The organism is Flavobacterium sp. (genome assembly GCF_040402955.1).
GTDB lineage: Bacteria > Bacteroidota > Bacteroidia > Flavobacteriales > Flavobacteriaceae > Flavobacterium.
Genome location: NZ_JBBALQ010000006.1, coordinates 78,172 through 103,208, shown reverse-complemented (window position 1 = coordinate 103,208; position 25,037 = coordinate 78,172). Strand labels below are relative to the sequence as shown.

Below are 25,037 nucleotides of genomic sequence, written 5' to 3'. Positions count from 1 at the left end.
ATTTTAATTTAATAATGTTTTAGCATGTGATAGTGCCGATTCGGTAATTTGTTTACCTGATAACATTTCTGCAATTTCTATTACTCGTTCTTCTGAAGTTAGTTTTACAATTTTTGAAATGGTATTGTCTGCGATAGTCTCTTTTGAAACTTTATATTGTGAAACGCCTTTTGAAGCAATTTGAGGCAAATGTGTAATCGCAAAAACTTGACGGTTGGCACTCATTTTTTTCATAATTTCTCCCATTTTTAATGCGATTTCTCCAGACACACCAGTATCTATCTCATCAAATAAAATGGTAGGTAATTTTGAAAAATCAGCTAAAATAGCTTTAATAGCCAACATAATTCTTGACATTTCACCACCTGACGCTACTTTTTTAAACGACCCCAAACTGATTCCTTTATTAGCCGAAAACAAAAGTTCTAATTCATCTGTTCCGTTAAAAAGAAAAGAATTTGAAGTATTCAATTCCATTTTAAATTGCGAATCGGGCATACCTAATTCATACAAAATAGCAGAAATTTTAGATACAAATACAGGAATGGCTTCACTCCTATTTTTAGATATTGTATTAGAAATGGAAGTCAAATCAATTGTTTTTTGACTTAAATAATCCTTTAACTGAATTATTTTTTCTTCTAAATTGTCTACTAAAAGTACTTTTTCTGAAAGCTGATTTTGTAATTCTAACAAGACTTCTATTGAAGTGACTTGATGTTTCTTTTGTAAATCGTAAATAACTTGCAATCGGTTTAAAATAAATTCTAATCGTTCTGGATTATACGTATTTTTTTCAGCTAAATGGAATGTGGTATCTGTAATATCTTCTAATTCAATTAATGCAGAATGCAATCTTTCAAAAACTTCTGAATACGAGGATGAAAAGCCAGCAATTTTTTGCAATGCGTTTTTACAATCTTTAATCGAAGTAATAAATCCAAATTGCTCATCATTAGCACTAGAAACCAATTTAATTAGCGTTTCTGTAATTAATTCAGAATTATTTAAACTCAATAATTCTCCTTCTAATTCCGATTGTTCATCCGGTTTTAAATTTACTTGTTCTAATTCATTTAACAAGTGTAAATTGTATTCTTGCGCGGTTAATAGTGCATTTTTATTCGAAATTGCCTGTTCTAATTCTTTAGATTTTAGTCTAAAATCGGATAATAAAATGGTGTATTCATTTAGATTTTGGGCATTCGAACCCATTGCATCTAAAATAGAAATCTGATAATTTTGCTGTTCCAATTCACGCGTTTGATGTTGTGAATGAATGTCTATTAAATTTTCTGCTAAAAGTTGTAATTCTGATAAGTTAACGGGTGTATCATTTATAAAAGCACGAGATTTACCAGTTGGCAAAATTTCTCTTCTAATAATAGTTGTGTTTTCGTAATCTAAATCATTCGCTTCAAAGAGTGATTTCAAATTGTATTTTGAGATTTCAAAACTGGCTTCTACAACGCATTTTTTTTCTTTATCTTTTAGGGAAGATAAATCGGCACGATTTCCCATAATTAAACCTAAAGCACCTAATAATATTGATTTTCCCGCACCTGTTTCACCTGTTATGGTAGCAAACTGATTGGAAAAATTAATATTAAGCTGCTCAATTAAGGCATAATTTTGAACTGATAAAGATAAAAGCATATTACCTTATTTTATTCCATTTGGAAGAATTTAACGGAGAAATGGTAGCTAAATTTTCTCTAACTTTAACTGTATCGATACCTGGACCACCATTAAAAATATCTACTAATTCATCAGTTTTAACATCAAAAAAAGTTCTTGCTAAAAGCGAATTTGGTCTAACTTTGTGTAACTTAAGTAAGGTGTCTAAAGCATTGGCTACGCCTAATTTCCCTAGTTTTAAATCGTCAGCCATTTTATCCAATCCATTAATGTGATATTGGTATAAAGTTTCTCTGTAAGGGTCAAAAGTATTTGACATTAAATCTGAAATAAGATTGAATCTTGTCGTTTTTTTACCCGTTTGCACCCAACCTGAAAACCCACTTGATTGTGCCACATTGGTAATGTTTAAAGCTGTTTCATAAGAATCTGTTCCGCCTTTATCTGAAAAAGTATCTGCGTCAGAAGCGATAATAATATTGGCATAAAACGACAAAACTGAAACTAAGTTTGAAGTAAATGCATTTTGATCATAAATTAAGTTTTCAAATTCAATGTATTTAAAACTAAAATCCTTATCATTTATATTTAGAATTGGAGTAGTAAATGTGCTATTATAAACGGGTCGCGAAGAGTTTACTTGCAACGACGCTTCGAAATTATTGCTTTCAAATTTAGTTACGATGAAGAAAAAAGAACAATTTATTTTTTCATTTTGTTTCACTCCTTTTTCAGAAAATTTAGTATTATTCAAAAAATCGAAAACCTGTTTTTCTAAGTTCTTAAAAATTTGAGGATTTACACTTGTAACTTGATCCGTATTTATAGATACAATAGCTTTTAATTCTTGTGAATTCGCAAAAAAAACACTTAAAAAAAGGAATACTAAAAATTTAATTCGCATATTTTTTTACAATTAGGTTAACAATATCTACGGCAACTAATTCTTTTGATTTTAACGGAATATCAAATATATTAAAATCTTTATCAATAAATGTAACTTTATTTGTTGGTTTTACAAATCCAGCACCTTCATCGTTTAAAGAATTCAAGACAATAACATCTAAATTCTTTTTTAAGATTTTACTTTTGGCATTTTCAATCTCATTTTCCGTTTCTAATGCAAATCCGATTAAAAATTGGTTCATTTTAATTTGACCTAAAGATAATAAAATATCTTGATTCTTTTCCAATTCTATAGTAAACGTAGCTTCATCCTTTTTTATTTTCTGAGAAGCAATATTTTTTGGTTTATAATCGGCAACAGCTGCTGCTGCAATTACCACATCAGTATTTTCAAAATAATTATGACAGGCAGCAAACATTTCATCAGCTGAAGTAACTCTTATAACTGTTATTAAACTATTTTGCAATTGCAAATGAGTTGGACCTGAAACCAAAATAACTTCTGCACCTAAATTGGCGGCTGCTTGAGCAATTTCGTAACCCATTTTTCCTGTAGAATGATTGCCTATAAATCGAACTGGATCTATGGCTTCGTATGTAGGACCTGCAGTTACTAAAACTTTTTTACCTTTTAGTGGTAATTTACTTTCGATATCTTTTTCAATAAATTGAAGTATGTTTTCAGGCTCGGCCATTCTTCCTTCACCACTTAATCCACTGGCTAATTCGCCGCTTTCAGCAGGAATTATTGTATTTCCAAAACCTTTTAAAGTTTCGAAATTCATTATAGTTGTGGGATGAATGTACATATCTAAATCCATTGCTGGAGCAAAATATACTGGGCATTTTGCAGATAAATAAGTAGCCAAAAGCAAGTTATCGCAAGTGCCCGATGCCATTTTAGAAAGCGTATTGGCTGTAGCTGGAGCAATAAGCATAAAATCGGCCCAAAGTGCTAATTCTACGTGGTTGTTCCAAGTTGCATTTTCATCCTCTTTATTGTAAAAAGTAGAAAATACAGGATTTTTTGAAAGTGTAGACAAAGTTAAGGGTGTAACAAAATCAACAGAAGCAGGTGTCATGACTACTTGTACATGTGCACCTGCTTTTATGAGTAATCTAACTAATGAGGCTGTTTTATAAGCTGCAATTCCGCCAGAAATTCCTAGCAAAACATTTTTACCTTTTAAAACAGACATTAATTAAAGTATAAATTATTTAGTATCTCTATGATAAATTTTATCTTCTAGCCATTCTTGTACAGCTAAAGCGTGTGGCTTAGGTAATTTTTCGTAGTATTTAGAAACTTCAATTTGTTCTTTATTTTCGAAAACTTCTTCTAAACTATCATTATAAGTAGCAAATTCGTCAAGCTTATCTAATAATTCTTTTTTAATTTCAGAATTAATTTGATTGGCTCTTCTAGCTATTATAGTAATTGCTTCATATACATTTCCAGTTGGTTCTTCAATTACACTTTTGTTGTAAGTTATTGTGTTTACTGGAGCATTTGTTTTCTTTAAATCCATAATAATGATTAATTTATATATTGTTTCAATTCTTTATCTACCGTTTCAAGCATTTTATTTGATTTCTCTAAATACTTGGTATCTGCTTTAAATTTAACTAAATTTTGGTAATACGTTTTAGCAGAATTTAATCTTTCTTGTTTTTTTGAAGGAATACTATTTGTTGCTAATTTGTACATCGCATCAAATTTATAAAACAGAGCATCTTCTTTATATTTTGAACCTGGAAAATTAAAAACAAAATTATCTAGCGCTACAATAGCTGCATTGTAATCTCTTGTAAATTCGCCAATTGTATTGTATTGTTTTGCGATTTCAAATGCTTTTAATTCTAATTTTTCAGATAATATCTTTACAATTTCATTTGCTCTTGGTAAAAAAGTAGAATTTGGATATTTATTAACAAATACTTGTATTTTACTCAATGCTTTATCTGTATCTACTTGATCTAAACTATAAATTGGTGATACTTTGCTGTAACATTCTGCTCCAAAAAACGCTGCTTCTTCAGCCAGTGGACTTCTTGGATAACTACTTGCAAATCTTTCAAACTCATAAGAAGCAGAAATATATTGTTTGGTATTGTATAATGCCTGGGCGTAATTGTAAAAAACTGTTTCTCCTTGTGGCTTTGCTCTTAATGCAGAAGCAAATTGCTCAAATAATCTAATTGCTTTAGAATACTTTTTCTTTTCTATTTGTTCTGTAAACACTTTTGTTTTGAATTCTACATCATCTGACTTCATCGCTTTTTGATAAGAAGTACAAGACGAAATAGAAAGTACTACTAAAAGTATATATATAAATTTGTTCATATTTGATGTTTCATTATGCCTTTTTGCAGCTTGAAAAAGGAACTGCAAATGTAGCTATATTTTTACGTTTTACAAAAAAGATTTTTATTCTAAATTTTTAATGAAATTAGACAGTCTTCCAGACAAATTTTCGTCTACATTTACCAATGGCAAACGTACGGTGTTTTCAGATAAACCTAAGTATTTAAAGACTTCTTTAACACCTGCAGGATTTCCTTGTTCGAAAATCATATCAATAGAATCGGCTAATTTATAATGTAAATTATAGGCTTCATCTACTTTTTTGTTTAACCCTAATCGAACCATTTCCGAGAATTCTCTTGGAAAACCTTCTCCAATTACAGAAATTACACCCGATCCTCCAGCTAAAACCATAGGTAACGTAATCATATCGTCACCAGAAATCACTAAAAACCCTTCTGGTTTGGTTTGAATTAACTTCATTGCTTGCACAATATCGCCAGCAGCTTCTTTAATTCCAATGATATTTTTAAAATCGTTAGCTAATCGTATCACAGTAGCAGGCAACATGTTACTAGCTGTTCTTCCTGGTACGTTATAAACAATAATTGGTATTGGCGATGCTTCGGAAACAGCTTTAAAATGCTGGTAAATTCCTTCTTGTGTAGGTTTGTTATAATATGGTGAAACCGACAAAACAGCAGCAAAATTTGACAAATCTCTTGACTTTAATTCTTCAACTACTTTTGCCGTATTGTTGCCTCCTACTCCCAAAACCATTGGTACTCTGCCATTATTTGCTACAACAATTGTTTTTATAACTACTTCTTTTTCTTCTGCATTTAACGTAGCGCTTTCTGCAGTAGTTCCTAGTATCACTAAATATTCTACGCCTCCTTCAATTACAAAGTTTGTAATTCTTGTTAACGCATCTGTATCAACAGAAAAATCTTTCTTAAAAGGCGTTACCAAAGCTACACCAGTTCCTATTAATGATTGCATATTATATTTTTTTAAGTATTTTTAAATATTTAAATAATTCAGAGATAAATTCCGAATAATTTTCAGCAAAAGTATTGATTACTAAATGATTAACTCGCTTGTCGATGGTTTGAAAACCTACTTTAAATTTTGCTCTTGAACTTCTTGTAACCAAAAGCAAAGTTGGTTTTTGAATGTCGTAATAACTGATTAACATATCAAAAGATTGTTCGGTAAAATCAGTAACCCTTTCGCTCTTAAACAAACCTCCAAACGATATATCCTTTCTGAAAAAATAATCAAATTTTTCAAGAATTGTTTTTCTGTTTTTATTTACAAACGACAAAATTTCAATGTTTTCTCTTAAAATTCCGTGTTTCACAATTTCCTCAATCAACTCTTCTTGATTTGTAAAATAATTGGCATCAATCAAAACACCAACTTTAACTATCTTATTTGAAGACAACTGAAGTTGATAGTTTTTTAATTTACTATTTACCTTTCTTTTAAGAAAAAAATCCTTTACTATTTTATAAATCATTGCAACTTTACATCTTTGACAAAATTAAAGCAATCTAATTGAATATATCACAGCCAAAAGTAAAAATACGAAACTTCTTTACATAATTTTTGTTACAACTTTAACATTATTTACTATTGTATTTTGTAAAAAGAAAAAATCTCATAATTATTTAACTGATGAAAAAAAATGTAGTGGTTTAATTCTTAGCTATTTATCATTTTTTGAAATTGGTATTCGTCAATAATTTCAATTTTTAATTGGTTGGCTTTTTCTAATTTAGCAGGTCCCATATTGGCTCCGGCAATAACATAATTGGTTTTCGCAGAAATAGAACTTCCTACTTTTCCGCCATAATCTTCGATGGCTTTTTTCAAATCGTCTCGAGAGAAAACTTCAAAAACACCAGAAACAACAAATATTTTTCCTTCTAAAATATTGGAAACAGCTGTTGAAATCTCATTTAATTCAAACTGAATACCTACTGCTTTTAATTTATTTATTATAGCTTTGTTATCTGAATTCTGGAAGAAATCCATAACACTTTGTGCAATTCGTTCTCCTATTTCATCAACTGTAACTAAATCTAATAAATTCGCTTCAGCTAATGCGTCTATATTTTTATAATGTTTAGCTAATTTTTTAGCCACTGTTTCACCCACATAACGTATACCTAATGCATACAAAACTCGATCGAATGTAATTGCTTTTGAATTTTGAATTCCTGAAATTAGATTATCGGCAGATTTATCCGCCATTCTCTCCAAAACCACAATTTGTTCTTTTTTCAAATCATATAAATCGGCATAATTTTTTACCAGACCGGCATTATATAATAAAGCGACAGTTTCACCACCTAAACCATCTATATCCATTGCTTTTCTGGTAATAAAATGCTGAATTCTTCCAATAATTTGAGGAGGACATCCATAAAAATTTGGACAATAATGATTTGCTTCTCCTTCACTTCTTGTCAATTTCGTATCACATTCTGGACAATTTGAAATATAAATGGTAGGATTTTCTTGATTTCCTCTTTTAGACACACCAATTATTTTTGGAATAATTTCGCCTCCTTTTTCAACAAAAACCTCATCGTTTACACGAATATCTAACTTAGAAATTTGATCTGCATTATGCAAAGATGCTCGTTTTACGATAGTTCCAGCTAATTGAACAGGTTCTAAATTTGCCACTGGGGTTATTGCTCCCGTTCGACCAACTTGGTAAGATATAGATTGCAAAACTGTACTTACTTGTTCAGCTTTAAATTTATATGCCATAGCCCAACGAGGTGATTTTGCAGTATAACCTAATTCTTCTTGAAAATGAATGTTGTTTATTTTCACAACTACTCCGTCGGTTTCGTAGGGTAAATTGTGTCTGTTTTTATCCCAAAATTCAATGAACTCAAAAACTTCGTCGATATTATTAGCTAATTTACTTTGATTTGGTACTTTAAAACCTAATTTTCTCGACAATTCTAAACTTTCATATTGGGTTTTAATTGCTAAATTATTACCAATCATTCCGTATAACAAACATTCCAATGGACGTTTTGCCACTTCGGCACTATCTTGTAATTTTAAACTTCCTGAAGCTGTATTTCTTGGATTTGAATAAGGTGTTTCACCAATTTCAATTAAGTCTTGATTCATTTTCTCAAAACCTGCGAAAGGCAAAATGATTTCCCCACGAATATCAAATTTCTCAGGAAAGCCTGCGTTTAATTCTAACGGAACAGATTTTATTGTTTTAATATTTTGAGTTACATCATCGCCTTTAAAACCATCACCACGTGTTACTGCACGAACTAATTTTCCGTTTTCATAAGAGATACTTATCGAAGCACCATCATATTTTAATTCGCAAGTAAATTCTAAATCAACATCACCTAAAATTTTCTGACATCTTGTTTGCCAATCTAACAAATCCTCTTTAGAATAGGAATTGTCTAAAGAATACATTCTATATTCGTGTTCAACTGTATTAAAATTCTTCGTAACAGATCCACCGACACGTTGCGTTGGTGAATTTTCATCGAAAAAAGAAGGGTTGGCCAATTCTAAATCTTGTAATTGTTTTAATTTTACATCAAAATCAAAATCAGAAATCGTAGGATTGTCCAACACATAATAATTGTAATTATGCAAATTTAATTCTGCTCTTAAAGACTGAATAGTTTCTAAAACACTCATATTACGATACCTTAATTAATGCAGTTAATTTTATATATAAATCGCCTTTGCTAATAATACCTCCGTTTTCAATTATTTTAAAAACTTCTTCATTACGATTTTCGGCAACTTCTTTGTTTCCTGTTTGAATAGTAACTACATCTGAAAAAAGATTATTTCCTAACCATTCTAACCCTTCTGTAGTAAAAAAATCAACAGAATCTTCTGAAGTATTAACTATTATTGATTCTAAAAAGGTATCGTGACATTTAAAAAGAAATATGTGATTTTTTGAAAAATGATCTACAAAACGAACATTTGTGATGGCTTTATCCCAAATTAAATCAGAAAATACATCAATTTCTTGCAAAGCAATTTCTGGAGAATTATCTTTAAGTTCATCCCATTCTTTTTTATCAATAGTTTGTGTAGCTAAAAAAGTGATAAACTCAGGATGAAGTTCTTCTAATTGTTCTTTTGTTAATCGGGTATATTTCATTTACGAATATTTAGTATCAAAACTTAAAGTTCCGTAAAAATAAAAAAAGCGTTGCAATTGCAACGCTTTTTTTTAAGAAATATTTTAAATAAAATTATGCTTTTTCAGCAACAATTTCATAAGCTAAATCAATGATAACTTCTCTGTGTAAACGGATAGTAGCATTGTATTTACCTGTTCTTTTAATGATACCAGAAGTAATAAATTTTCTGTCAATTGACTGTCCGTTTGCTTCTAAAGCATGAGCTATATCTGCATTAGTAATCGATCCGAATAATTTTTCACCACCTGCTTTTGCAGTAATTTTTATCTCTAAAGCTTTGATTGCTTCTGCAGTTGCTTTAGCGTCTGCTACAACTTTCGCTTCTTTGTGAGCTTTTTGTTTTAAATTTTCAGCTAAAACTTTTTTAGCAGAAGAAGTTGCTAAAATAGCTGCTCCTTGAGGAATTAAGAAATTACGACCGTAACCATTTTTTACAGTTACCACATCATCTTTAAAACCTAAATTTTGAACGTCTTGTTTTAAAATTAGTTCCATTTTGTTGTCCTTTATTTTTATAAGTTAGCTCCAGTTTAATTGGAGCAACAAATGATTAGTATTATTTTAATAAATCCGCCACGTAAGGCATTAAAGCTAAATGACGCGCTCTTTTAACAGCCACAGAAACTTTTCTTTGAAATTTTAAAGAAGTACCTGTTAAACGTCTTGGTAAAATTTTACCTTGCTCATTTACAAACTTTAATAAAAAGTCGCCATCTTTATAATCGATATACTTGATACCTGATTTTTTAAAACGACAATATTTTTTTTGCTTGTTAGTATCAATATTTAAAGGAGTAAGATATCTGATATCTCCCTCTTTTTTACCGTTGTTAGCTATTGACATGATTAGTTTGCTTTAGTTTTTAATTTTTCTCTTCTTCTTTCTGCCCAAGAAATAGCATGTTTATCTAAAGAAACAGTTAAGAATCTCATGATTCTCTCATCTCTTCTTAATTCAGTTTCCAAAGAAATGATTAATTCAGCTGGAGCTTGGTACTCAAATAAATGGTAAAAACCACTTTTTTTGTGTTGGATTTCATAGGCTAATTTCTTTAAGCCCCAATCCTCTTTTGATACCATTTTGGCACCCTTAGAAGTAAGAAAATCTTCAAATTTGCTTACTGTTTCCTTTACCTGAACATCAGATAAAACGGGATTCAAAATGAAAACAGTTTCGTAATTTTTCATTTGTACGTATTTTTTAAATTGGGTGCAAAGATATACAATTATATTTAATTTACAAATTCGTTAAAAAGTATTTATTTTTATTACAATATTAGTTTTCTGTTGTTTTTTTGTATATTTTTATAGTATTAATTAAATAAATTTTTAGTTTTACAAAAATTAGTTTTAAATCATTACATCATTTTAAATGTAATAAATACCAACGTATGAAATTAAACACAATTGTTGTTGATGACAGCTCTATTCAACGTATTACTATTGCTAAATTAATCTCCGAACATCCTAACTTAAAATTAGGTGGCGATTTTTCAAACGCATTAGAAGCTAAGAATTATATTACAAATAATGCTGTTGATTTAATTTTCTTAGATATAGAAATGCCCCACATTACAGGTTTTGATTTAATTGATGGTTTAAAAATTAAGCCATTAATTGTATTTATTACTTCAAAAGCGGATTATGCAGTAAAAGCGTTTGATTATTCTGCGTTAGATTTTTTACAAAAACCCATCAAAAAAACTCGTTTTTTGGTTGCTGCAAAAAAAGCAATGGAAATGCACCATTTAAAACATGATCAAACGCATGACGAAAACGGGGCACATTTAATTATTAAAAGTAATCTTAAAAAAATAAAAGTTTACACTTCACATATAAAATGGATAGAAGCTTTTGGTGACTACATAAAAGTAGTTACTTACGAAGACACTTACCTAGTATTATCTACTATGAAATCATTTGAAATAGAACTTCCGAAAGATAATTTTCTTAGAATTCATAAATCGTACATTATTAATTTAGATAAAGTAGATCGTTTTAATAGCAAACAAGTGGAAATAAACGGAGAAAAAATTCCGTTAAGTAGAAATAAAAAAGAAGAAATTATTGCTTTTTTGGAAAAATATTAAACAACTATTTTTATCTATCTGAATTTATTTAAAAATCTGAAACAAGTTCAAATTGACATTAATTTTTAGAAAATTACTAATAATCCACATTAATAGTTGTTTTTATTGCTCGATATTGTGAAGTAGCTTCAAAACTTACTAATGCTTTTTTAATTATTTTTTTAGTTCCAATAAGATTTGTATTATTTGGAATTTTAATTAGAATTGTTCTGATATATTCATTTCTAATTCTGTTAATAGCTGGTTCTTCTGGTCCTAAAACAGGTACTGCAATATTTTGTTTTAACACATTATATAACCAAGTAGCTCCTTCACGAAGTTTTTCGTAATCACGATGTTTCAATTTTATTTGTAACAAACGAAAGTATGGCGGATATTGAAAATTACGTCTTTCGTATAATTGCTCATTAAACATCGCTGTATAATTATTATTCACCACTTGCTGAATCGTATTATGCATTGGATTATAGGTTTGAATCACAACGCTCCCTTTTTTTGCTTTTCTACCAGAACGCCCAGCTACTTGAACCATCATTTGATACGCTCGTTCATAAGCGCGATAATAGGGCTGATTTAATAAATTATCTGCATTTAAAATCCCAACTAAAGTCACGTTTTCAAAATCTAAACCTTTGGCTAACATTTGTGTGCCAACTAAAATATCAATTTCCTGATTTTTAAAGGCGTCAATCATTTTTTCAAAAGCAAATTTTCCACGAGTGGTATCTTGATCCATTCGCGCAATTCGTTTCTCAGGAAATAGCTTTATCAATTCTAATTCTACTTGCTCCGTACCAAAACCTTTCGCAGAAATATCTAACGAATTACAAGCGTGACAATGTGTTGGTTTTGCCATACTGTGTCCGCAATAATGGCATTTTAAGTGATTTTTAAATTTGTAATATGTTAAACTCACATCGCAACTTGGACATTGAGGCACGTGTCCGCAAGTAGTACATTCAATATATGGCGAATATCCTCTGCGATTTTGAAATAGCATTATTTGTTCCTTATTTGCTGATGTTTTGTGCATTCTTTCTAATAATTCATCGGAAAAATGACCATCCATTCGTTTGCGGAAATATTTATCTTTTAAGTCGATTAAATGAATTTCAGGCAAAACCACATTATTAAATCGGGTAAACATTTCAATTAAACCATATTTATTGGTTTTGGCATTATGATACGATTCTAAACTTGGCGTTGCACTTCCTAATAAAACTTTTGCATTATGAAACTTTGCCAAAACAATAGCCGCATCTCGGGCGTGATAACGTGGTGCTGGATCTTGTTGTTTATACGTAGCTTCGTGTTCTTCATCAACCACAATTAAACCTAAGTTAGAAAACGGTAAAAACAAGGCACTTCGCACACCTAAAACGACTTTTGCTTTTTCAGAATTTTGCAACACATGATTGTAAACTTCCACACGTTCATTTGAATTATATTTCGAATGAAAAACCGCAATCTGGTTTCCAAAATAAGCAGATAATCGTTGTACTAATTGTGTAGTCAAGGCAATTTCTGGTAATAAAAACATTACTTGTTTGTCTTGTTGCAAAAATTCTTCAATTAGTTTTATATAAACTTCCGTTTTACCAGAAGCGGTAACGCCGTATAATAAATTAACTTCAAATTGCGTGAATTTATCTTTAATAGTTTCTAAAACTAGAGCTTGAGATTCGCTTAATTTGATTTCATAATCGGCTTCTTTTTCAAATGTAACTCGGTCGGTATTGATATAATATTCTTCGAAAATATTTTTGTCAACTAAAGATTTAATTACTGCTGCACTTACTCCGGAAGTTTCGATTAATAATTTTGCAGGAATTGGCTTTTTCTCAGTCGCTTGCAATTGAAAATACGACAAAACAATTTCTTTTTGCTTTTTTGCTTTACCTAATATTTCAAGTAATTCTTGCAATTTTTCTGGTTGCAGAAATTCTTCTTGAAGTTTTATATATTTTACTAATTTGGGTTTGTAATTGTCTTGAACTTCATCTTGTATTGACAATAATCCTTTAGCTAACAAGCTTTGAACAATTGGAATTACATTTTTCTTATTTAAAATCTGAGAAATTTCTGAAATCGTAATGGATGATTTATTTTCTAAAGCTTCTAAAACTAAAAATTCTTCATCCGTAGCCAATGTTTTGTCCGATTCTGTATGCGAAGCAGAAATCATCGTTTCGCTTTCTAAAATCAATCCGGAAGGTAAAGCCGATTTAAAAACTTCTCCAATCGAACACATATAATACGAGGCAATCCAATGCCAATGTTTTAGTTGAATTTCATTTACAATAGGAACCTCATCAATAATTTGGCTGATTTCTTTAGCTTCGTACAAAACAGGAGGATTGGTATGCTTTTCTACAACTAAAGCCGTATACACTTTTGTTTTCCCAAAAGGTACTGTAACACGCATTCCTGGTTGCAAAAACTTATATTCTTCCACATTTACGGAATACGTAAACGTTTTATCAAGATTTAAAGGAAGAATGACGTTGATGAAGTACATTTTTTTTAAAGGTATAGGGTATTGGGTGTTGGGGTTAAAAATAAATAAATCTTTTACTTTAACCTTTTTACTTTAACTAATCCAACTTCTCGGTTAATTTACTAAATACTGATTTTGCATCTTTACCTTCGTATAAAATTTGATATACCGCATCAATAATAGGTGTTTTGGCTTTATATTCTAAGTTTAGATTGTAAGCACTTTTTACAGCGTAATACCCTTCAGCTACCATACTCATTTCCATTTGAGCTGATTTTACAGTGTAGCCCTTCCCTATCATATTTCCAAACATTCGGTTTCTTGAAAAAACGGAATATCCCGTTACTAACAAATCGCCCAAATATGCCGAGTCGTTAATATTACGTTTCATTTTGTGCACTTTTCGAATGAATTTTTTCATTTCACGAATGGCGTTACTCATTAAAACGGCTTGAAAGTTATCTCCATAACCTAAACCGTGAGCAATACCAGCCGCAATAGAATAAATATTCTTTAAAACCGCTGCATATTCGGTTCCAACAATATCATCAGACGTTTTGGTTTTTATATAATACGATGCCAAATTTTTAGCTACATATTTTGCCTTTTTTTCATCAGAACAAGCAATAGTTAAATACGATAATCGCTCTAATGCTACTTCTTCTGCATGACATGGTCCGGTGATTACTCCAATATTATCGTATGGAATAGAAAATGTTTCATGAAAATGTTCGCCTACAATTAAACTAGTTTCTGGTACAATTCCTTTTATAGCAGAAAAAATTATTTTTCCTTCTAAAGATGCAGTCATTTTTTCTAATTCCGCACTTAAAAAAGCAGATGGAATAGCAAAAATGATAATGTCTGCAAATTTAATTGCTTCATTAATATCGTTTGTTAGTTGTAATTTATTAGTATCAAATGCCACAGAACTTAAATAATTTGGATTATGTTTTTGCTGCTTCAAATACTCCAAAGCATAAGTACTACGCATGTACCAAGCTATTTTTTCTTGATTTTCACATAACATTTTGGCTAGTGCTGTTGCCCAACTTCCACCTCCTATAACTGCAAATTTTTTATTGCTTTCCATCTTCTAAAATTATGAAGTTCAAAAATACACTTTTGGATGGCAATATGCAATAGTAAAAATCATTAGCAATAAATTCCTAAAAAAAAATAATTTTGAAAATATTTAAAATAAAATCGAAAAAACTGTTAATTATTTGTGAAGATGTATTTTCTGGCACGACTATTGAAAATAATCTTATATCGATTAAAAAATAATAAAAGTAGTTTAGTTAGTAGTTTTTTTTGCAAAAAGCGTCTCAAGGAGAAATTCTTGGACGCTTTTTTTTACTTTTCACCAAAATTAAACACATAGGTACATAGAAAGTGTTATGATAATTTGAGTAGCTTTGCAATACATAGAAAACATAGATTCTCTAACTTTTAACTTTATTACTTTGCTACTTTGTTACTATGTTACTTTTTACTTCCTTTAATAACTCATTTCAACAATTTCTCTTACTTTTTCTAAAGTAATATTTTGTTTTTCCCCTAAAGCTTTCCAACCTCTTTCTTCAAAGCGATTTACAATGAAATTGGCGGTGTCGGAATAATTTGTAGTTGCTTCAGAAAGTTTCGTTTCCATTCCCATTTCTTGTAAGAATGAAACCAATTTCACTATAGCTTTTTCAGCAATTTCTTCCGTTGAATTTCCTTTTATATTAAACACTCTTTCGCCAAATTGCACCAATTTTTCTTTTTTAGAATCAAACATCACTCGATATAAATTAGGACCTATAATCGCTAATGTTCTTGCATGGTCAATTCCGTACAAAGCAGTTAATTCATGACCAATCATGTGTGTCGCCCAATCTGACGCAACTCCTTTTTGTATTAAACCATTTAAAGCCATTGTAGCACACCACATAAAGTTTGATGCTAATTTATAATCGGTAGGATTTTCAACTACTTTTGGACCTATTTCAACTAATGTTTGTAATATACCTTCTGAAATCCGGTCTTGTAACATTGCCTCTTGCGGATACGTTAAATATTGCTCTAAAACATGTGTGAAGGCATCTACCACTCCGTTTTGAAGTTGCCATTTAGGTAACGATTGAATTACTGTTGGATCACAAATTGAAAATTTAGGAAACAGAGCACTTCCTCCTAAGGTTAGTTTTTCTTGTGTGGCATTAATGGTAATAACAGCTCCCGAATTCATTTCTGAACCTGTAGCGGGTAATGTTAAGATTGTTCCGAATGGAATTACTTTTGAAATATCTTTAAATAAAATTCTGTTTTTTAAAATATCAACTGCATTTCCTTCATAATTAACAGCTCCAGAAATAAATTTTACACCATCTATAACACTTCCACCGCCAACAGCTAAAATAAAAGTGATTTTTTCGGTACGAATAATTTCTACGGCTTTCATTAAGGTTTCAAAACGCGGATTGGGTTCTATACCACCAAATTCAATAACTTCAAAATCTTTTAAGTGTTCCGTAACTTGCTCATGAATGCTATTTTTAAAAATACTTCCACCACCATACGCTAAAAGAACTTTTGCATTGGCTGGAAGTAATGAAGCTAATTTTTCTATTTGATTTTTACCAAAAATATAATTGGTAGGATTGTATAACTCGAAGTTTAACATGATATATTTATTTAGTTAACAAAGATACTACTTAAAGCACAGCACAAATGGTAAAGGAATGTTAAGATGAATTAAATTTATATTTTACCAAATAGATGCAAATCTTATAAACAAGATAATAAAAGGAATATAATTAATAAAAATCCATAAAAAATCAAACTTAGTTTTTGACTTAATTCTCTTATACATAATAATTCCATTGAAAATAGACCAAAAAATACTACCATAGAAAACTATAAGAAAAAACAAACTCAAATAAAGATAAATCCAAGTGCCTCTAAAATGTTCAGACAGTATTCTTACAAATATTGAAATAATACACAATATGTAAATAATTAATGTATTTTTCTTTGTTCTTTGCAATTGAAAAAAAGCTTTTTTCATATAATCCTACTTCTTATAAAACAAATTATGTTCAACATATTCCCAAACTTTATGAGGTAGCATAGGAATTACATTTTTATTGTTTTTAATATTTTCACGAATAAATGTTGATGATAATTCGATAACTGGCGCTCCAACTCGGTGAATTTTTGTATGATTGACAAATTGTTTGTCTATTTCACCAGAATTTAATCGTGGATATACATAAATGTGATGATGTTGTAAGATAGCTTCGTAGTTTTTCCATTTATGAAGTGAATTTAAATTGTCTTCACCCATTATTAAAGAAAATTCGTAATTAGGATGTTTCTCTTGCAAATGCACCAAGGTGTTAATTGTATAATTTGGTTGTGGTAATTTAAACTCAATATTAGATGGTTTAATTTTAGGGAAATCTTCAGTTGCCAAATGCACCAGGTGTAAACGATGGTAATCGTCTAACATAGTGTTTTTTTGTTTGTGTGGATTGTGTGGTGTTACTACCAGCCAAATTTGATCTAAATCCGAATGCTCCGCCATGTGATTGGCAATAATTAAATGCCCAATATGTATGGGATTAAACGTTCCGAAATATAAACCTATTTTCATTTTTTTGTTGTTTCGCAGAGATACACAAAGTTTATTCGAAAAGTTTCGCAAAAAATAAATTTTGTGTTACTCTTTGAATCTTTGCGTAACTCTGTGTAATATCTATTTATTCACAAATTCCTTAACTAAATTATACGCATCAACTTTGGCAACATCTAAATCGTAATTTTTGATTATTGTATCAAATTGTGGCGCTGTGGCTAATTCTACCGATGCTTTTGCAATTCGCATATTTATTTTATCGTCGCTTTCTGTAGAACGCTTTTTTAATCTAATTTTTAACTCGTCAATACTTGGTGGTTTCACAAAAACTGCCAATGTTTTTTGCTTGAATTTCGATTTTATTCGCAATCCACCTGCTACATCAATATCAAAAATTACGTTTTTACCTTTTGCCCAAATACGTTCGACTTCGCTTTTTAATGTACCATAGAAATTATCTCTATAAACCTCTTCCCATTCCACGAAATCTTCCGCTTTAATGTGTTTTTTAAATTCTTCTAAAGAAATAAAATAATAATCTTTGCCGTGCACTTCTTCGCCTCTTGGTTCACGTGTGGTGCAAGAAATAGAAAATTCTAAATTTAAATCTTCCTGTTCTAATAAATGTCTTACTATAGTTGTTTTTCCTGACCCTGACGGAGCTGAGAAAACTAATAATTTTCCTTGATTCATTTTTTTAAGCTTTTGGCTTTAAGCAATATGCTATAAGCTTGTAATATAGTTTTTAAATTGCCTAAAGCCTAATGCTTATGGCATATAATTTTAAAGAACATTCAATACTTGCTCTTTAATTTTTTCTAACTCATCTTTCATCATTACAACCAATTTTTGCATTTCTGCGTGGTTTGATTTGGACCCCATTGTGTTGATTTCTCTACCCATTTCTTGAGTGATAAAACCTAATTTTCTTCCATTGGCTTCACTTCCGTTTAACGTTTGCAAGAAATAATCTAAATGATTGGTTAAACGAACTTTTTCTTCAGTAATATCTAATTTTTCTAAATAATAAATTAGTTCTTGCTCAAAACGATTCGTATCAACATTTACTTTTAACTCGTCAATAGCCGTTTGTAAACGTTCTTTAATGTTATTTACTCTTTCAGGATCTAAAATTAATGCCTGATTCATATAATTTCTAATATTTTCAATACGTAACGTAAATTCTTTTTCTAAAGAAGCGCCTTCCAATTTTCTAAAAGACAACATATTTTCAATCGCTTCATCAATTACGGTTTGAATTTGTTTCCATTCATTTTCGTCTATTTCTTCACGTTCCGTTTTCATCGTATCCGGCATACGAATTGCCAATTTCATCAATTCTGTATCGTCAGCGTTTGGTAAAATAGCTTTTAACTGAGCCATATATGCTATTACAATTGGCGCATTTATCTTAGATGAAGTATCTTCTCCAGTTACCTCAACATATAATGAAAAATCGACTTTTCCTCTTTCCAGTTTAAGCGCTAAAAGATTTCTTAAAGCCAATTCGTTTTCTCTATAAACAGAAGGCATACGCGTATTTAAATCGAGTCCTTTACTATTTAAAGATTTAACTTCTACTGTAATTTTTTTGGTTGATACTTGCAAACTTGCTTTACCAAAACCGGTCATTGATAATATCATATATTTTTTTCTAATAAAGTGTAAAGATAAGTTTTTTTAGTGATTAGTAAAAAGTGAATAGTGATTAGTCGTTTCGAGTCCCTTTCTTTTTATGAATCACCAAATAAACCCCAACAAAAATTAATATTGCAGAAACTATTTTTACTACATTCAAATTGTCTTTTCCTAAACCAATAGCAAAAATTGTAGCAAAAAAAGGTTGCAAATAAATAAAAACAGCGACTGTTGTTGGTTTTAAATTTCGCATCGAAATTAAGTTTAGCAAATACGTTAAAAAGGTAGAAAAAACAACTACAAAACCAATTTTCAAACTAACATCTAAAGGGATTTCGTTCCAGTTTACCACTTGTAACTCATTATATCCAAAAGGTAATACCATAAAAAAACCAAACAAATAAATGTATTTTACAAACGTAAATGCGTTGTATTTATCCATTAACTTCTTTACAAAAATTAGGTAAAAGGCATATGAAACCGCATTTACAAATACTAATACATTTCCTAAAGTGGCATTTGGTGCATTATTTAAATCTTTACCATATAAAATTAAGGTTATTGTGCCTGCTAATCCTAAAAGTATACCAATAACTTTTTTCGATTGCATGCTTTCTTTCATAAGTATAGCAGAAAGCACTAAAACAATCATAGGAGTAGTTACCATTAAAACGGCCCCCATAATTGGTGAGGTATAACTTAATCCTTTAAAAAAAGTTAGCATATTGAAAGCAACACCAAAAAAAGCACAAGCGGCAATGCGAAAAAAATCGTTTTTTGCTATTTTTTCTTTAGGTCCGAGAAAAGAAACCAACCAAAATAATATGGTAGCACCGGCAACTCGCATTACAATAAATCCATAAGCATCAACATACTTTGGCATTACATCTTTAGCTACGGTAAAAGTTACTCCATAAATAATTGCTACAATCCAAGCACAAACTAAAGCCCAAGACCTACTATTCATTATTTAAAGCCTTTTGCAATTTTAATATATTTGGCTGACTATTTCCTATGAAAATTTCATTTTCTAACACCACAACTGGGCGACTCAAAAAGGTATAATGTTCCAGAATATAATTTTTATAATCGGCTTCTGTTAGAGATAAATTTTTTAATCCTTTTTCTTTATATAATTGCGCTTTTTTACTAAAAAGAGCTTCGTAACTACCAGAAAGCTGGTGCATAAATTCTAATTCTGCTACGGTGATAGGATTTTGACGAATATCGTGAAACTCTAAATTTGAATTTGAAGGCAATGACTTAATTATTTTTCTGCAAGTATCGCAAGAAGCGAGGTAATATATTTTTCGCATATGTGTTGAATTGGTCTTAAAAAAAATAAATTTAAAACACAAAGGTAAGAAAGTTATTTTTGTTGCAATGTTTTGCGTTTTATTTTAAAACACAAAAATCGGATATAAAAATCCGATTTTTGTATAAATATGTACCAAAAAGTTAGTGTTTCCTAGCTAAATATCTTTCCGCATCTAAGGCTGCCATACAACCTGTTCCTGCAGCCGTTATAGCTTGTCTGTACACATGATCTGCAGCATCGCCACCTACAAAAACACCTGGTACATTTGTTTTGGAAGTGCCTGGTACATTAATAATATAACCTGTTTCGTCTAATGTTATATAATCTGCAAAAATATCTGTATTTGGTTTATGACCAATCGCTACGAAAAATCCAGTTGCTGAAATCTCAAAATCTTCATTTGTAGTTTTGTTTTTAGCTTTAACGCCTGTAACCACTTGTCCATCGCCTAATACTTCTACCGTATCATGATTCATTAAAATAGTAATATTTTCGGTATTTTTTACACGTTGTTCCATAATTTTTGAAGCTCTAAATTTTTCACTTCTAACCAGCATGGTAACTTTTTTACATAATTTAGATAAATAATGTGCTTCTTCACAAGCACTATCTCCAGCTCCAACAATAACTACTTCTTGGTTTCTATAGAAAAATCCATCACATATCGCGCAAGCGGAAACACCACCACCCGTTTGAAGATAATGTTGTTCTGAAGGTAAACCTAAATATTTTGCTGTGGCACCAGTTGAAATAATAACCGTATTAGCATGAATTTCTTTTGTATCATTGATCCAAATTTTATGTGGTTCAGCACTAAAATCTACTTTTGTTGCCCAACCGTCACGAACATCAGTTCCAAAACGTTGTGCCTGCTTTTGTAAACCAATCATCATTTCAGGACCAGTAATTCCTTCAGGATTTCCTGGCCAGTTTTCTACTTCATTCGTGGTTGTTAATTGGCCTCCTGGTTGTGTTCCTTGGTATAAAACAGGATTCATATTTGCTCTAGCTGCATATATTGCTGCAGTATATCCTGCTGGACCAGAACCTATTATTAGGCATTTTACTTTTTCTATTTCGTTTGACATTATGATTAATTTTAATTCTAAGCAAAAATAGTAAATTCAAAAAACATTTTTTCCTTTATCATTTAATTCGATAAACTATTTATCAACAATCGTAATTTTCAATAATAAAAGTTTTAAATATTGATTACTTTTGTTTTTTAAAAACTCACATTATGATTTATAAGTTTAGAGCCATTTTAGACAATGAAGAAGATATCTTTAGAGATATTGCTATTGATTCAAAAGACAGCTTAGAAGATTTTCACAATGCTTTAGTAAATGCTTTTGGTTTTGATGGATCCGAAGTAGGTGCTTTTTATACTTGTGGTGACGATTGGGCATGGCACGAAGAGGATGGCATTCCTATGTTTGACACAGGTGATATTCCAGGTGAAATAAAAACAATGGCAGAATATAAATTAGACGATTTAGTGCACGAACAAAATACTAAATTAGTATATGTTTACGATTTATTCTCTATGTGGACCTTTTTCGTAGAATTAGCTGCTATTGAAACAAATAAAGAAGATGTAAATTATCCTGCATTATTGTTTTCTCACGGAATTTTACCCGACGAAGCTACAACAAGTGGTTTTAGAGGCGGCGATTTAGAAAACGAAGATTTGTTTAATGAGTTTGAAGATGATTTAGACGAAGATGATTTGGATGCCTATGGTGATTCTGAATCATACGAAGATCAAGGCTTTGAAGAAAATTGGAATTAGTTTATTTAGCCAATGTGCTAATGCGGCGATGTGCCAATTAAAAAACTAAATAAAAATTAATAATTACAGTTAATTGACGCATTGTCAAATTGACTTATTGACACATTAAAATGATAAACTTATTTAATACACACTTAGAAAACCTTTCTATACACCGAGTTGGTAATAAACACAAAGAAGAACAAATTTTTCTTTCCGAAAATCCGTACACGTTGAATGACGAAATTATGCCAATTTTGAAAGAGTATTTTTTTAAAGCTTTTCGCGAAAAAGAAGAAAATTACTATCAATTTGCACATGAGGTAGATTTAGAATACAATGAAATGTTCAATTTAGCTACCGAAGTATTTAATAAACCAAGTGAAATTCATAACGTTTCAAAAAAAATTACACAACATTTATTTGAACAATCCAACCATCCACACATTAAAAGTGGTGAAGTATATATTGCTTATTTAACTAATGTTTCTATTGATAATAATGTAGTAGATGCGATTGGTGTTTTTAAAAGTGAAATTAAAACCGACTTCTTACAATTTCAAGAAAACGGAAGTAACCTAGAAATGATTTTACAAGACGGAATCAACTTAAACAAGTTAGATAAAGGTTGTTTGATTTTCAATTACAAAAAAGAGGAAGGTTACAAAATATTAACCGTTGATAGCAATAGATATGATGCGCGTTACTGGTTAGAGCATTTTTTAAGTGTCGATGTTTTTCAAGATGAAACATTTATGACTAAGAAATACTTACAGTTTTGCAAAGATTTTGCAAAAGAAGTTGTTTTACCTGCAGAAGATAAAAAGGAAGAAGTATTATTTATGAATCGCGCGGTAAATCATTTTGCGAAAAACGACGAATTTGAAGAAACGGCATTCTTAAATGATGTAATTAACAACCCCGATTTAATTCCAGAATTCAGAAATTATAAAGTAGACAAAGGAGCAAAATATAGCATTGAAGATGTTTCTAATTTTCCAATAGCCAATGCTGCTGTAACAGATATTCGTAGAAAACTTAAAAATGTAATTGAATTAGATACTCATATACAAATAAAGTTAGACTTCATAAACCCAGAAAGTGCAGAAAAATTTGTAGAAAAAGGGTGGGATGAAGAAAAACAAATGTATTATTACTTGGTTTATTTTAACAAAGAAAGTAAATCATAATTATAAAAAAATCCTCAATTACTTATAATTGAGGATTTTTTTTACATTTCAAAAAATAAGGGTTCTATCATAGTTCTATCGGCAACCGCTTCTACTCGATCTGAAATTTTATTACAAAAAATCAAACGTTGCGATTTAGAAATACTTTCTGACATTCGATTTGTTTTGGCATCTAATCGAAGTTTAAACAAAATATCAGAATCATCAACGACAAACATAAGCAATCTATTTACATCAAAACCTGCAGTAGCAAACATTAAATCTAAGCGATTAGGCGTTCCAATTAAAACATCTATCCCTAAAGAAATTTGATTTTTATCCCAATCCATATCGCCTTTATCGTGTGCGCCATAAACTCGTAATTGTGTGTATCGATTGTATTTTTTAAACATGTCAACCATTTCCAAAACTTTCTCTTTTGTTTCAACCACAATTAAAGCTCTTGGCGATTCCATTATTGGTTTTTCCAATCGTTGAATCACATTTAATACAATTGTTGTTGATTTTCCAGATTTTTTATCGGATTGAATTACAGCATCCGCACCACTTTTTATAGTTGAAAACGTTTCTTGTTGCATTTCATTCGCTTCGGTTAAGCCGTTTTCGATTAATGCTTCCTGTAAAAGTGGGTTTATTTTTTTTAATTGCATTTTATTTAGCGTTTTGCCGTAAACTTTAAGCTATTGGCTGATTTTATTTAGAAGCGAACAAAGTTACATCATTTTCAGAGATTTCACTTCCTCCTAAGATAATTAAACGCTCTACTACATTTCTTAGTTCACGAATATTTCCCGTCCAATCGTATTCTTGTAATAACTTCACTGCTTGTTTAGAAAATATTTTTACCGAACTACCTTGTTCTTCAGAAATTTTCAAAGCGAAATGGGCAATCAACATAGGAATATCCTCACGTCTATCATTTAATACTGGAACTTTTATTAAAATTACAGCTAATCTATGGTACAAATCTTCTCTAAAACGACCTTCAGCTATTTCTGTTTTCAAATCTTTATTAGTTGCGGCAATCACACGAACATCAACTTTTATATCTTTATCCGCGCCAACTCTTTGAATCAAATTTTCTTGCAAAGCACGTAAAACCTTAGCTTGTGCCGACAAACTCATGTCGCCAATTTCATCTAAAAAAATAGTGCCGCCGTTTGCTGCTTCAAATTTCCCAGCTCTATCTTTTACAGCAGATGTAAAAGCACCTTTTACGTGTCCAAATAATTCGCTTTCAATTAATTCTGAAGGTATAGCAGCACAATTTACTTCAATAATGGCTTGTTGAGCACGATTACTTTTTTCGTGTAATTGATGCGCAACTAACTCTTTACCTGTTCCGTTTGGACCTGTAATTAAAACTCTAGCATCCGTTTGTGCTACTTTATCAATCATAGTTTTAATACGTGAAATGGCTTCACTTTCACCTATCATTTCGTAGTTTTTAGATACTTTTTTCTTAAGAATTTTATTTTCTACAACCAATTGCTTTTTATCTAAAGCATTTCTAACAGTATTTAACAATCGGTTTAAATCTGGTGGTTTCGAAATATAATCAAACGCACCTAAACGCATCGTTTGAATGGCAGTTTCTAAATCGCCGTGACCTGAAATCATCACCATTGGAATTTCAGGTTTCATTTTTTTAACTGCTTCAAGCACCTCAACCCCATCCATTTTTGGCATTTTAATATCGCACAAAATCAAATCGAAATCTTCGTTTTTTACCAATTCAATTCCTTGTAAACCGTCTTCAGCTTCTTGCACCAAATACGTATCATTTTCTTCCGATAAAATTTTATTTAAAACGCGTCTAATTGGCGCTTCGTCTTCTATGAT

The 25,037-nt window shown here is 30.5% G+C and carries 26 protein-coding genes; 3 read left to right on the top strand and 23 right to left on the bottom strand.

Annotation, left to right across the window (positions count from 1 at the left end; translation table 11 throughout):
- Positions 1 to 3: 3 nt before the first annotated feature.
- The 12 genes from ABWP78_RS04980 to rpsF all read right to left on the bottom strand — a co-directional run bounded on the left by ABWP78_RS04980 (position 4) and on the right by rpsF (position 10,257).
- Positions 4 to 1,656 (bottom strand): DNA repair protein RecN, encoded by a 1,653-nt coding sequence (locus ABWP78_RS04980; protein WP_353169679.1) that lies wholly within the window; start codon positions 1,654 to 1,656, stop codon positions 4 to 6.
- Between the two features lies 1 nt (position 1,657).
- Complete coding sequence (porD, locus tag ABWP78_RS04975) at positions 1,658 to 2,542, bottom strand: type IX secretion system protein PorD (protein WP_353169678.1); 885 nt, start codon at positions 2,540 to 2,542, stop codon at positions 1,658 to 1,660.
- Entirely contained in the window at positions 2,532 to 3,743 is a 1,212-nt protein-coding gene (gene coaBC / locus ABWP78_RS04970; RefSeq protein WP_353169677.1) for a bifunctional phosphopantothenoylcysteine decarboxylase/phosphopantothenate--cysteine ligase CoaBC, read from the bottom strand. Before coaBC ends, porD begins: the two co-directional genes overlap by 11 nt.
- A 15-nt stretch (positions 3,744 to 3,758) precedes the next feature.
- The gene (locus ABWP78_RS04965) at positions 3,759 to 4,073 is read right to left on the bottom strand and encodes a DNA-directed RNA polymerase subunit omega (RefSeq protein ID WP_091312562.1); all 315 of its coding nucleotides are present in this window, start codon (positions 4,071 to 4,073) and stop codon (positions 3,759 to 3,761) included.
- An 8-nt stretch (positions 4,074 to 4,081) separates the two neighbouring features.
- Positions 4,082 to 4,888 (bottom strand): outer membrane protein assembly factor BamD, encoded by an 807-nt coding sequence (locus tag ABWP78_RS04960; protein WP_353169676.1) that lies wholly within the window; start codon positions 4,886 to 4,888, stop codon positions 4,082 to 4,084.
- A gap of 84 nt (positions 4,889 to 4,972) precedes the next feature.
- On the bottom strand, positions 4,973 to 5,851 hold the full coding sequence (gene dapA, locus ABWP78_RS04955) for a 4-hydroxy-tetrahydrodipicolinate synthase (RefSeq protein ID WP_353169675.1): 879 nt from the start codon (positions 5,849 to 5,851) through the stop codon (positions 4,973 to 4,975).
- Position 5,852: 1 nt separating this feature from the next.
- Entirely contained in the window at positions 5,853 to 6,371 is a 519-nt protein-coding gene (locus ABWP78_RS04950; protein ID WP_353169674.1) for a DUF6913 domain-containing protein, read from the bottom strand.
- A 185-nt stretch (positions 6,372 to 6,556) separates the two neighbouring features.
- Positions 6,557 to 8,548, bottom strand: coding sequence for an NAD-dependent DNA ligase LigA (gene ligA / locus ABWP78_RS04945; RefSeq protein ID WP_353169673.1), 1,992 nt, complete (start codon positions 8,546 to 8,548; stop codon positions 6,557 to 6,559).
- Position 8,549: 1 nt separating this feature from the next.
- Positions 8,550 to 9,026, bottom strand: coding sequence for a DUF6495 family protein (locus ABWP78_RS04940; protein ID WP_353169672.1), 477 nt, complete (start codon positions 9,024 to 9,026; stop codon positions 8,550 to 8,552).
- 94 nt (positions 9,027 to 9,120) lie between these two features.
- Positions 9,121 to 9,564 (bottom strand): 50S ribosomal protein L9, encoded by a 444-nt coding sequence (gene rplI / locus ABWP78_RS04935; RefSeq protein WP_353169671.1) that lies wholly within the window; start codon positions 9,562 to 9,564, stop codon positions 9,121 to 9,123.
- A 61-nt stretch (positions 9,565 to 9,625) separates the two neighbouring features.
- On the bottom strand, positions 9,626 to 9,913 hold the full coding sequence (gene rpsR / locus ABWP78_RS04930) for a 30S ribosomal protein S18 (RefSeq protein ID WP_091312528.1): 288 nt from the start codon (positions 9,911 to 9,913) through the stop codon (positions 9,626 to 9,628).
- 2 nt (positions 9,914 to 9,915) lie between these two features.
- Entirely contained in the window at positions 9,916 to 10,257 is a 342-nt protein-coding gene (gene rpsF, locus ABWP78_RS04925) for a 30S ribosomal protein S6 (RefSeq protein ID WP_353078732.1), read from the bottom strand.
- A gap of 203 nt (positions 10,258 to 10,460) precedes the next feature.
- On the opposite strand from rpsF, the gene ABWP78_RS04920 reads away from it, so the two are divergent.
- Positions 10,461 to 11,159, top strand: a complete 699-nt coding sequence (locus ABWP78_RS04920; protein WP_353169670.1) for a LytR/AlgR family response regulator transcription factor — start codon at positions 10,461 to 10,463, stop codon at positions 11,157 to 11,159.
- A 76-nt stretch (positions 11,160 to 11,235) separates the two neighbouring features.
- On the opposite strand, the gene priA is transcribed toward ABWP78_RS04920, so the two are convergent.
- The 9 genes from priA to trxB all read right to left on the bottom strand — a co-directional run bounded on the left by priA (position 11,236) and on the right by trxB (position 21,322).
- Entirely contained in the window at positions 11,236 to 13,677 is a 2,442-nt protein-coding gene (gene priA, locus ABWP78_RS04915; RefSeq protein WP_353169669.1) for a replication restart helicase PriA, read from the bottom strand.
- A 76-nt stretch (positions 13,678 to 13,753) separates the two neighbouring features.
- Positions 13,754 to 14,749, bottom strand: coding sequence for an NAD(P)H-dependent glycerol-3-phosphate dehydrogenase (locus tag ABWP78_RS04910; RefSeq protein WP_353169668.1), 996 nt, complete (start codon positions 14,747 to 14,749; stop codon positions 13,754 to 13,756).
- Positions 14,750 to 15,157: 408 nt separating this feature from the next.
- Complete coding sequence (locus tag ABWP78_RS04905) at positions 15,158 to 16,324, bottom strand: iron-containing alcohol dehydrogenase (RefSeq protein ID WP_353169667.1); 1,167 nt, start codon at positions 16,322 to 16,324, stop codon at positions 15,158 to 15,160.
- Positions 16,325 to 16,714: 390 nt separating this feature from the next.
- Positions 16,715 to 17,296: a nicotinate (nicotinamide) nucleotide adenylyltransferase gene (gene nadD, locus ABWP78_RS04900; RefSeq protein ID WP_353169666.1), complete on the bottom strand. Its 582-nt coding sequence runs from the start codon at positions 17,294 to 17,296 to the stop codon at positions 16,715 to 16,717.
- A gap of 102 nt (positions 17,297 to 17,398) precedes the next feature.
- Entirely contained in the window at positions 17,399 to 17,971 is a 573-nt protein-coding gene (gmk, locus tag ABWP78_RS04895; RefSeq protein ID WP_353169665.1) for a guanylate kinase, read from the bottom strand.
- Positions 17,972 to 18,061: 90 nt separating this feature from the next.
- Positions 18,062 to 18,922 (bottom strand): YicC/YloC family endoribonuclease, encoded by an 861-nt coding sequence (locus tag ABWP78_RS04890; protein ID WP_353169664.1) that lies wholly within the window; start codon positions 18,920 to 18,922, stop codon positions 18,062 to 18,064.
- A 64-nt stretch (positions 18,923 to 18,986) separates the two neighbouring features.
- Positions 18,987 to 19,883: a DMT family transporter gene (locus ABWP78_RS04885; RefSeq protein WP_353169663.1), complete on the bottom strand. Its 897-nt coding sequence runs from the start codon at positions 19,881 to 19,883 to the stop codon at positions 18,987 to 18,989.
- A complete protein-coding gene (locus ABWP78_RS04880) occupies positions 19,876 to 20,232 on the bottom strand; it encodes an arsenate reductase family protein (RefSeq protein ID WP_353169662.1) in 357 nt (118 codons plus the stop codon). Before ABWP78_RS04880 ends, ABWP78_RS04885 begins: the two co-directional genes overlap by 8 nt.
- A gap of 142 nt (positions 20,233 to 20,374) precedes the next feature.
- Positions 20,375 to 21,322, bottom strand: coding sequence for a thioredoxin-disulfide reductase (trxB, locus tag ABWP78_RS04875; protein WP_353169661.1), 948 nt, complete (start codon positions 21,320 to 21,322; stop codon positions 20,375 to 20,377).
- A gap of 152 nt (positions 21,323 to 21,474) precedes the next feature.
- Here trxB and ABWP78_RS04870 point away from each other — a divergent pair, with 152 nt between their 5' ends.
- Together ABWP78_RS04870 and ABWP78_RS04865 are read left to right on the top strand one after the other, a co-directional pair.
- Positions 21,475 to 22,026 carry an IS1096 element passenger TnpR family protein gene (locus tag ABWP78_RS04870; RefSeq protein WP_353169660.1) on the top strand — a complete coding sequence of 184 codons (552 nt, stop codon included), beginning with the start codon at positions 21,475 to 21,477 and terminating at the stop codon, positions 22,024 to 22,026.
- Between the two features lie 110 nt (positions 22,027 to 22,136).
- Positions 22,137 to 23,195: a nucleoid-associated protein gene (locus tag ABWP78_RS04865; RefSeq protein WP_353169659.1), complete on the top strand. Its 1,059-nt coding sequence runs from the start codon at positions 22,137 to 22,139 to the stop codon at positions 23,193 to 23,195.
- Positions 23,196 to 23,236: 41 nt separating this feature from the next.
- On the opposite strand, the gene ABWP78_RS04860 is transcribed toward ABWP78_RS04865, so the two are convergent.
- Together ABWP78_RS04860 and ABWP78_RS04855 are read right to left on the bottom strand one after the other, a co-directional pair.
- Entirely contained in the window at positions 23,237 to 23,845 is a 609-nt protein-coding gene (locus tag ABWP78_RS04860) for a DEAD/DEAH box helicase (protein WP_353169658.1), read from the bottom strand.
- A 43-nt stretch (positions 23,846 to 23,888) separates the two neighbouring features.
- Positions 23,889 to 25,037 (bottom strand): sigma-54-dependent transcriptional regulator (locus ABWP78_RS04855; protein ID WP_353169657.1); only part of this gene is annotated, 1,149 nt, incomplete at its 5' end.

Bases quoted from the DNA above. Each gene is read 5' to 3' on its own strand.
- dapA (WP_353169675.1), bottom strand. From the start codon at position 5,851: ATGCAATCATTAATAGGAACTGGTGTAGCTTTGGTAACGCCTTTTAAG.
- rpsF (WP_353078732.1), bottom strand. From the start codon at position 10,257: ATGAAAAATTACGAAACTGTTTTCATTTTGAATCCCGTTTTATCTGAT.
- ABWP78_RS04865 (WP_353169659.1), top strand. From the start codon at position 22,137: ATGATAAACTTATTTAATACACACTTAGAAAACCTTTCTATACACCGA.
- ligA (WP_353169673.1), bottom strand. From the start codon at position 8,548: ATGAGTGTTTTAGAAACTATTCAGTCTTTAAGAGCAGAATTAAATTTG.
- ABWP78_RS04960 (WP_353169676.1), bottom strand. From the start codon at position 4,888: ATGAACAAATTTATATATATACTTTTAGTAGTACTTTCTATTTCGTCT.
- ABWP78_RS04965 (WP_091312562.1), bottom strand. From the start codon at position 4,073: ATGGATTTAAAGAAAACAAATGCTCCAGTAAACACAATAACTTACAAC.
- ABWP78_RS04870 (WP_353169660.1), top strand. From the start codon at position 21,475: ATGATTTATAAGTTTAGAGCCATTTTAGACAATGAAGAAGATATCTTT.
- ABWP78_RS04890 (WP_353169664.1), bottom strand. From the start codon at position 18,922: ATGATATTATCAATGACCGGTTTTGGTAAAGCAAGTTTGCAAGTATCA.
- ABWP78_RS04940 (WP_353169672.1), bottom strand. From the start codon at position 9,026: ATGAAATATACCCGATTAACAAAAGAACAATTAGAAGAACTTCATCCT.
- gmk (WP_353169665.1), bottom strand. From the start codon at position 17,971: ATGAATCAAGGAAAATTATTAGTTTTCTCAGCTCCGTCAGGGTCAGGA.
- ABWP78_RS04910 (WP_353169668.1), bottom strand. From the start codon at position 14,749: ATGGAAAGCAATAAAAAATTTGCAGTTATAGGAGGTGGAAGTTGGGCA.
- ABWP78_RS04920 (WP_353169670.1), top strand. From the start codon at position 10,461: ATGAAATTAAACACAATTGTTGTTGATGACAGCTCTATTCAACGTATT.
- nadD (WP_353169666.1), bottom strand. From the start codon at position 17,296: ATGAAAATAGGTTTATATTTCGGAACGTTTAATCCCATACATATTGGG.
- priA (WP_353169669.1), bottom strand. From the start codon at position 13,677: ATGTACTTCATCAACGTCATTCTTCCTTTAAATCTTGATAAAACGTTT.
- coaBC (WP_353169677.1), bottom strand. From the start codon at position 3,743: ATGTCTGTTTTAAAAGGTAAAAATGTTTTGCTAGGAATTTCTGGCGGA.
- ABWP78_RS04980 (WP_353169679.1), bottom strand. From the start codon at position 1,656: ATGCTTTTATCTTTATCAGTTCAAAATTATGCCTTAATTGAGCAGCTT.
- rpsR (WP_091312528.1), bottom strand. From the start codon at position 9,913: ATGTCAATAGCTAACAACGGTAAAAAAGAGGGAGATATCAGATATCTT.
- ABWP78_RS04860 (WP_353169658.1), bottom strand. From the start codon at position 23,845: ATGCAATTAAAAAAAATAAACCCACTTTTACAGGAAGCATTAATCGAA.
- ABWP78_RS04905 (WP_353169667.1), bottom strand. From the start codon at position 16,324: ATGTTAAACTTCGAGTTATACAATCCTACCAATTATATTTTTGGTAAA.
- trxB (WP_353169661.1), bottom strand. From the start codon at position 21,322: ATGTCAAACGAAATAGAAAAAGTAAAATGCCTAATAATAGGTTCTGGT.
- ABWP78_RS04880 (WP_353169662.1), bottom strand. From the start codon at position 20,232: ATGCGAAAAATATATTACCTCGCTTCTTGCGATACTTGCAGAAAAATA.
- rplI (WP_353169671.1), bottom strand. From the start codon at position 9,564: ATGGAACTAATTTTAAAACAAGACGTTCAAAATTTAGGTTTTAAAGAT.
- ABWP78_RS04950 (WP_353169674.1), bottom strand. From the start codon at position 6,371: ATGATTTATAAAATAGTAAAGGATTTTTTTCTTAAAAGAAAGGTAAAT.
- ABWP78_RS04885 (WP_353169663.1), bottom strand. From the start codon at position 19,883: ATGAATAGTAGGTCTTGGGCTTTAGTTTGTGCTTGGATTGTAGCAATT.
- porD (WP_353169678.1), bottom strand. From the start codon at position 2,542: ATGCGAATTAAATTTTTAGTATTCCTTTTTTTAAGTGTTTTTTTTGCG.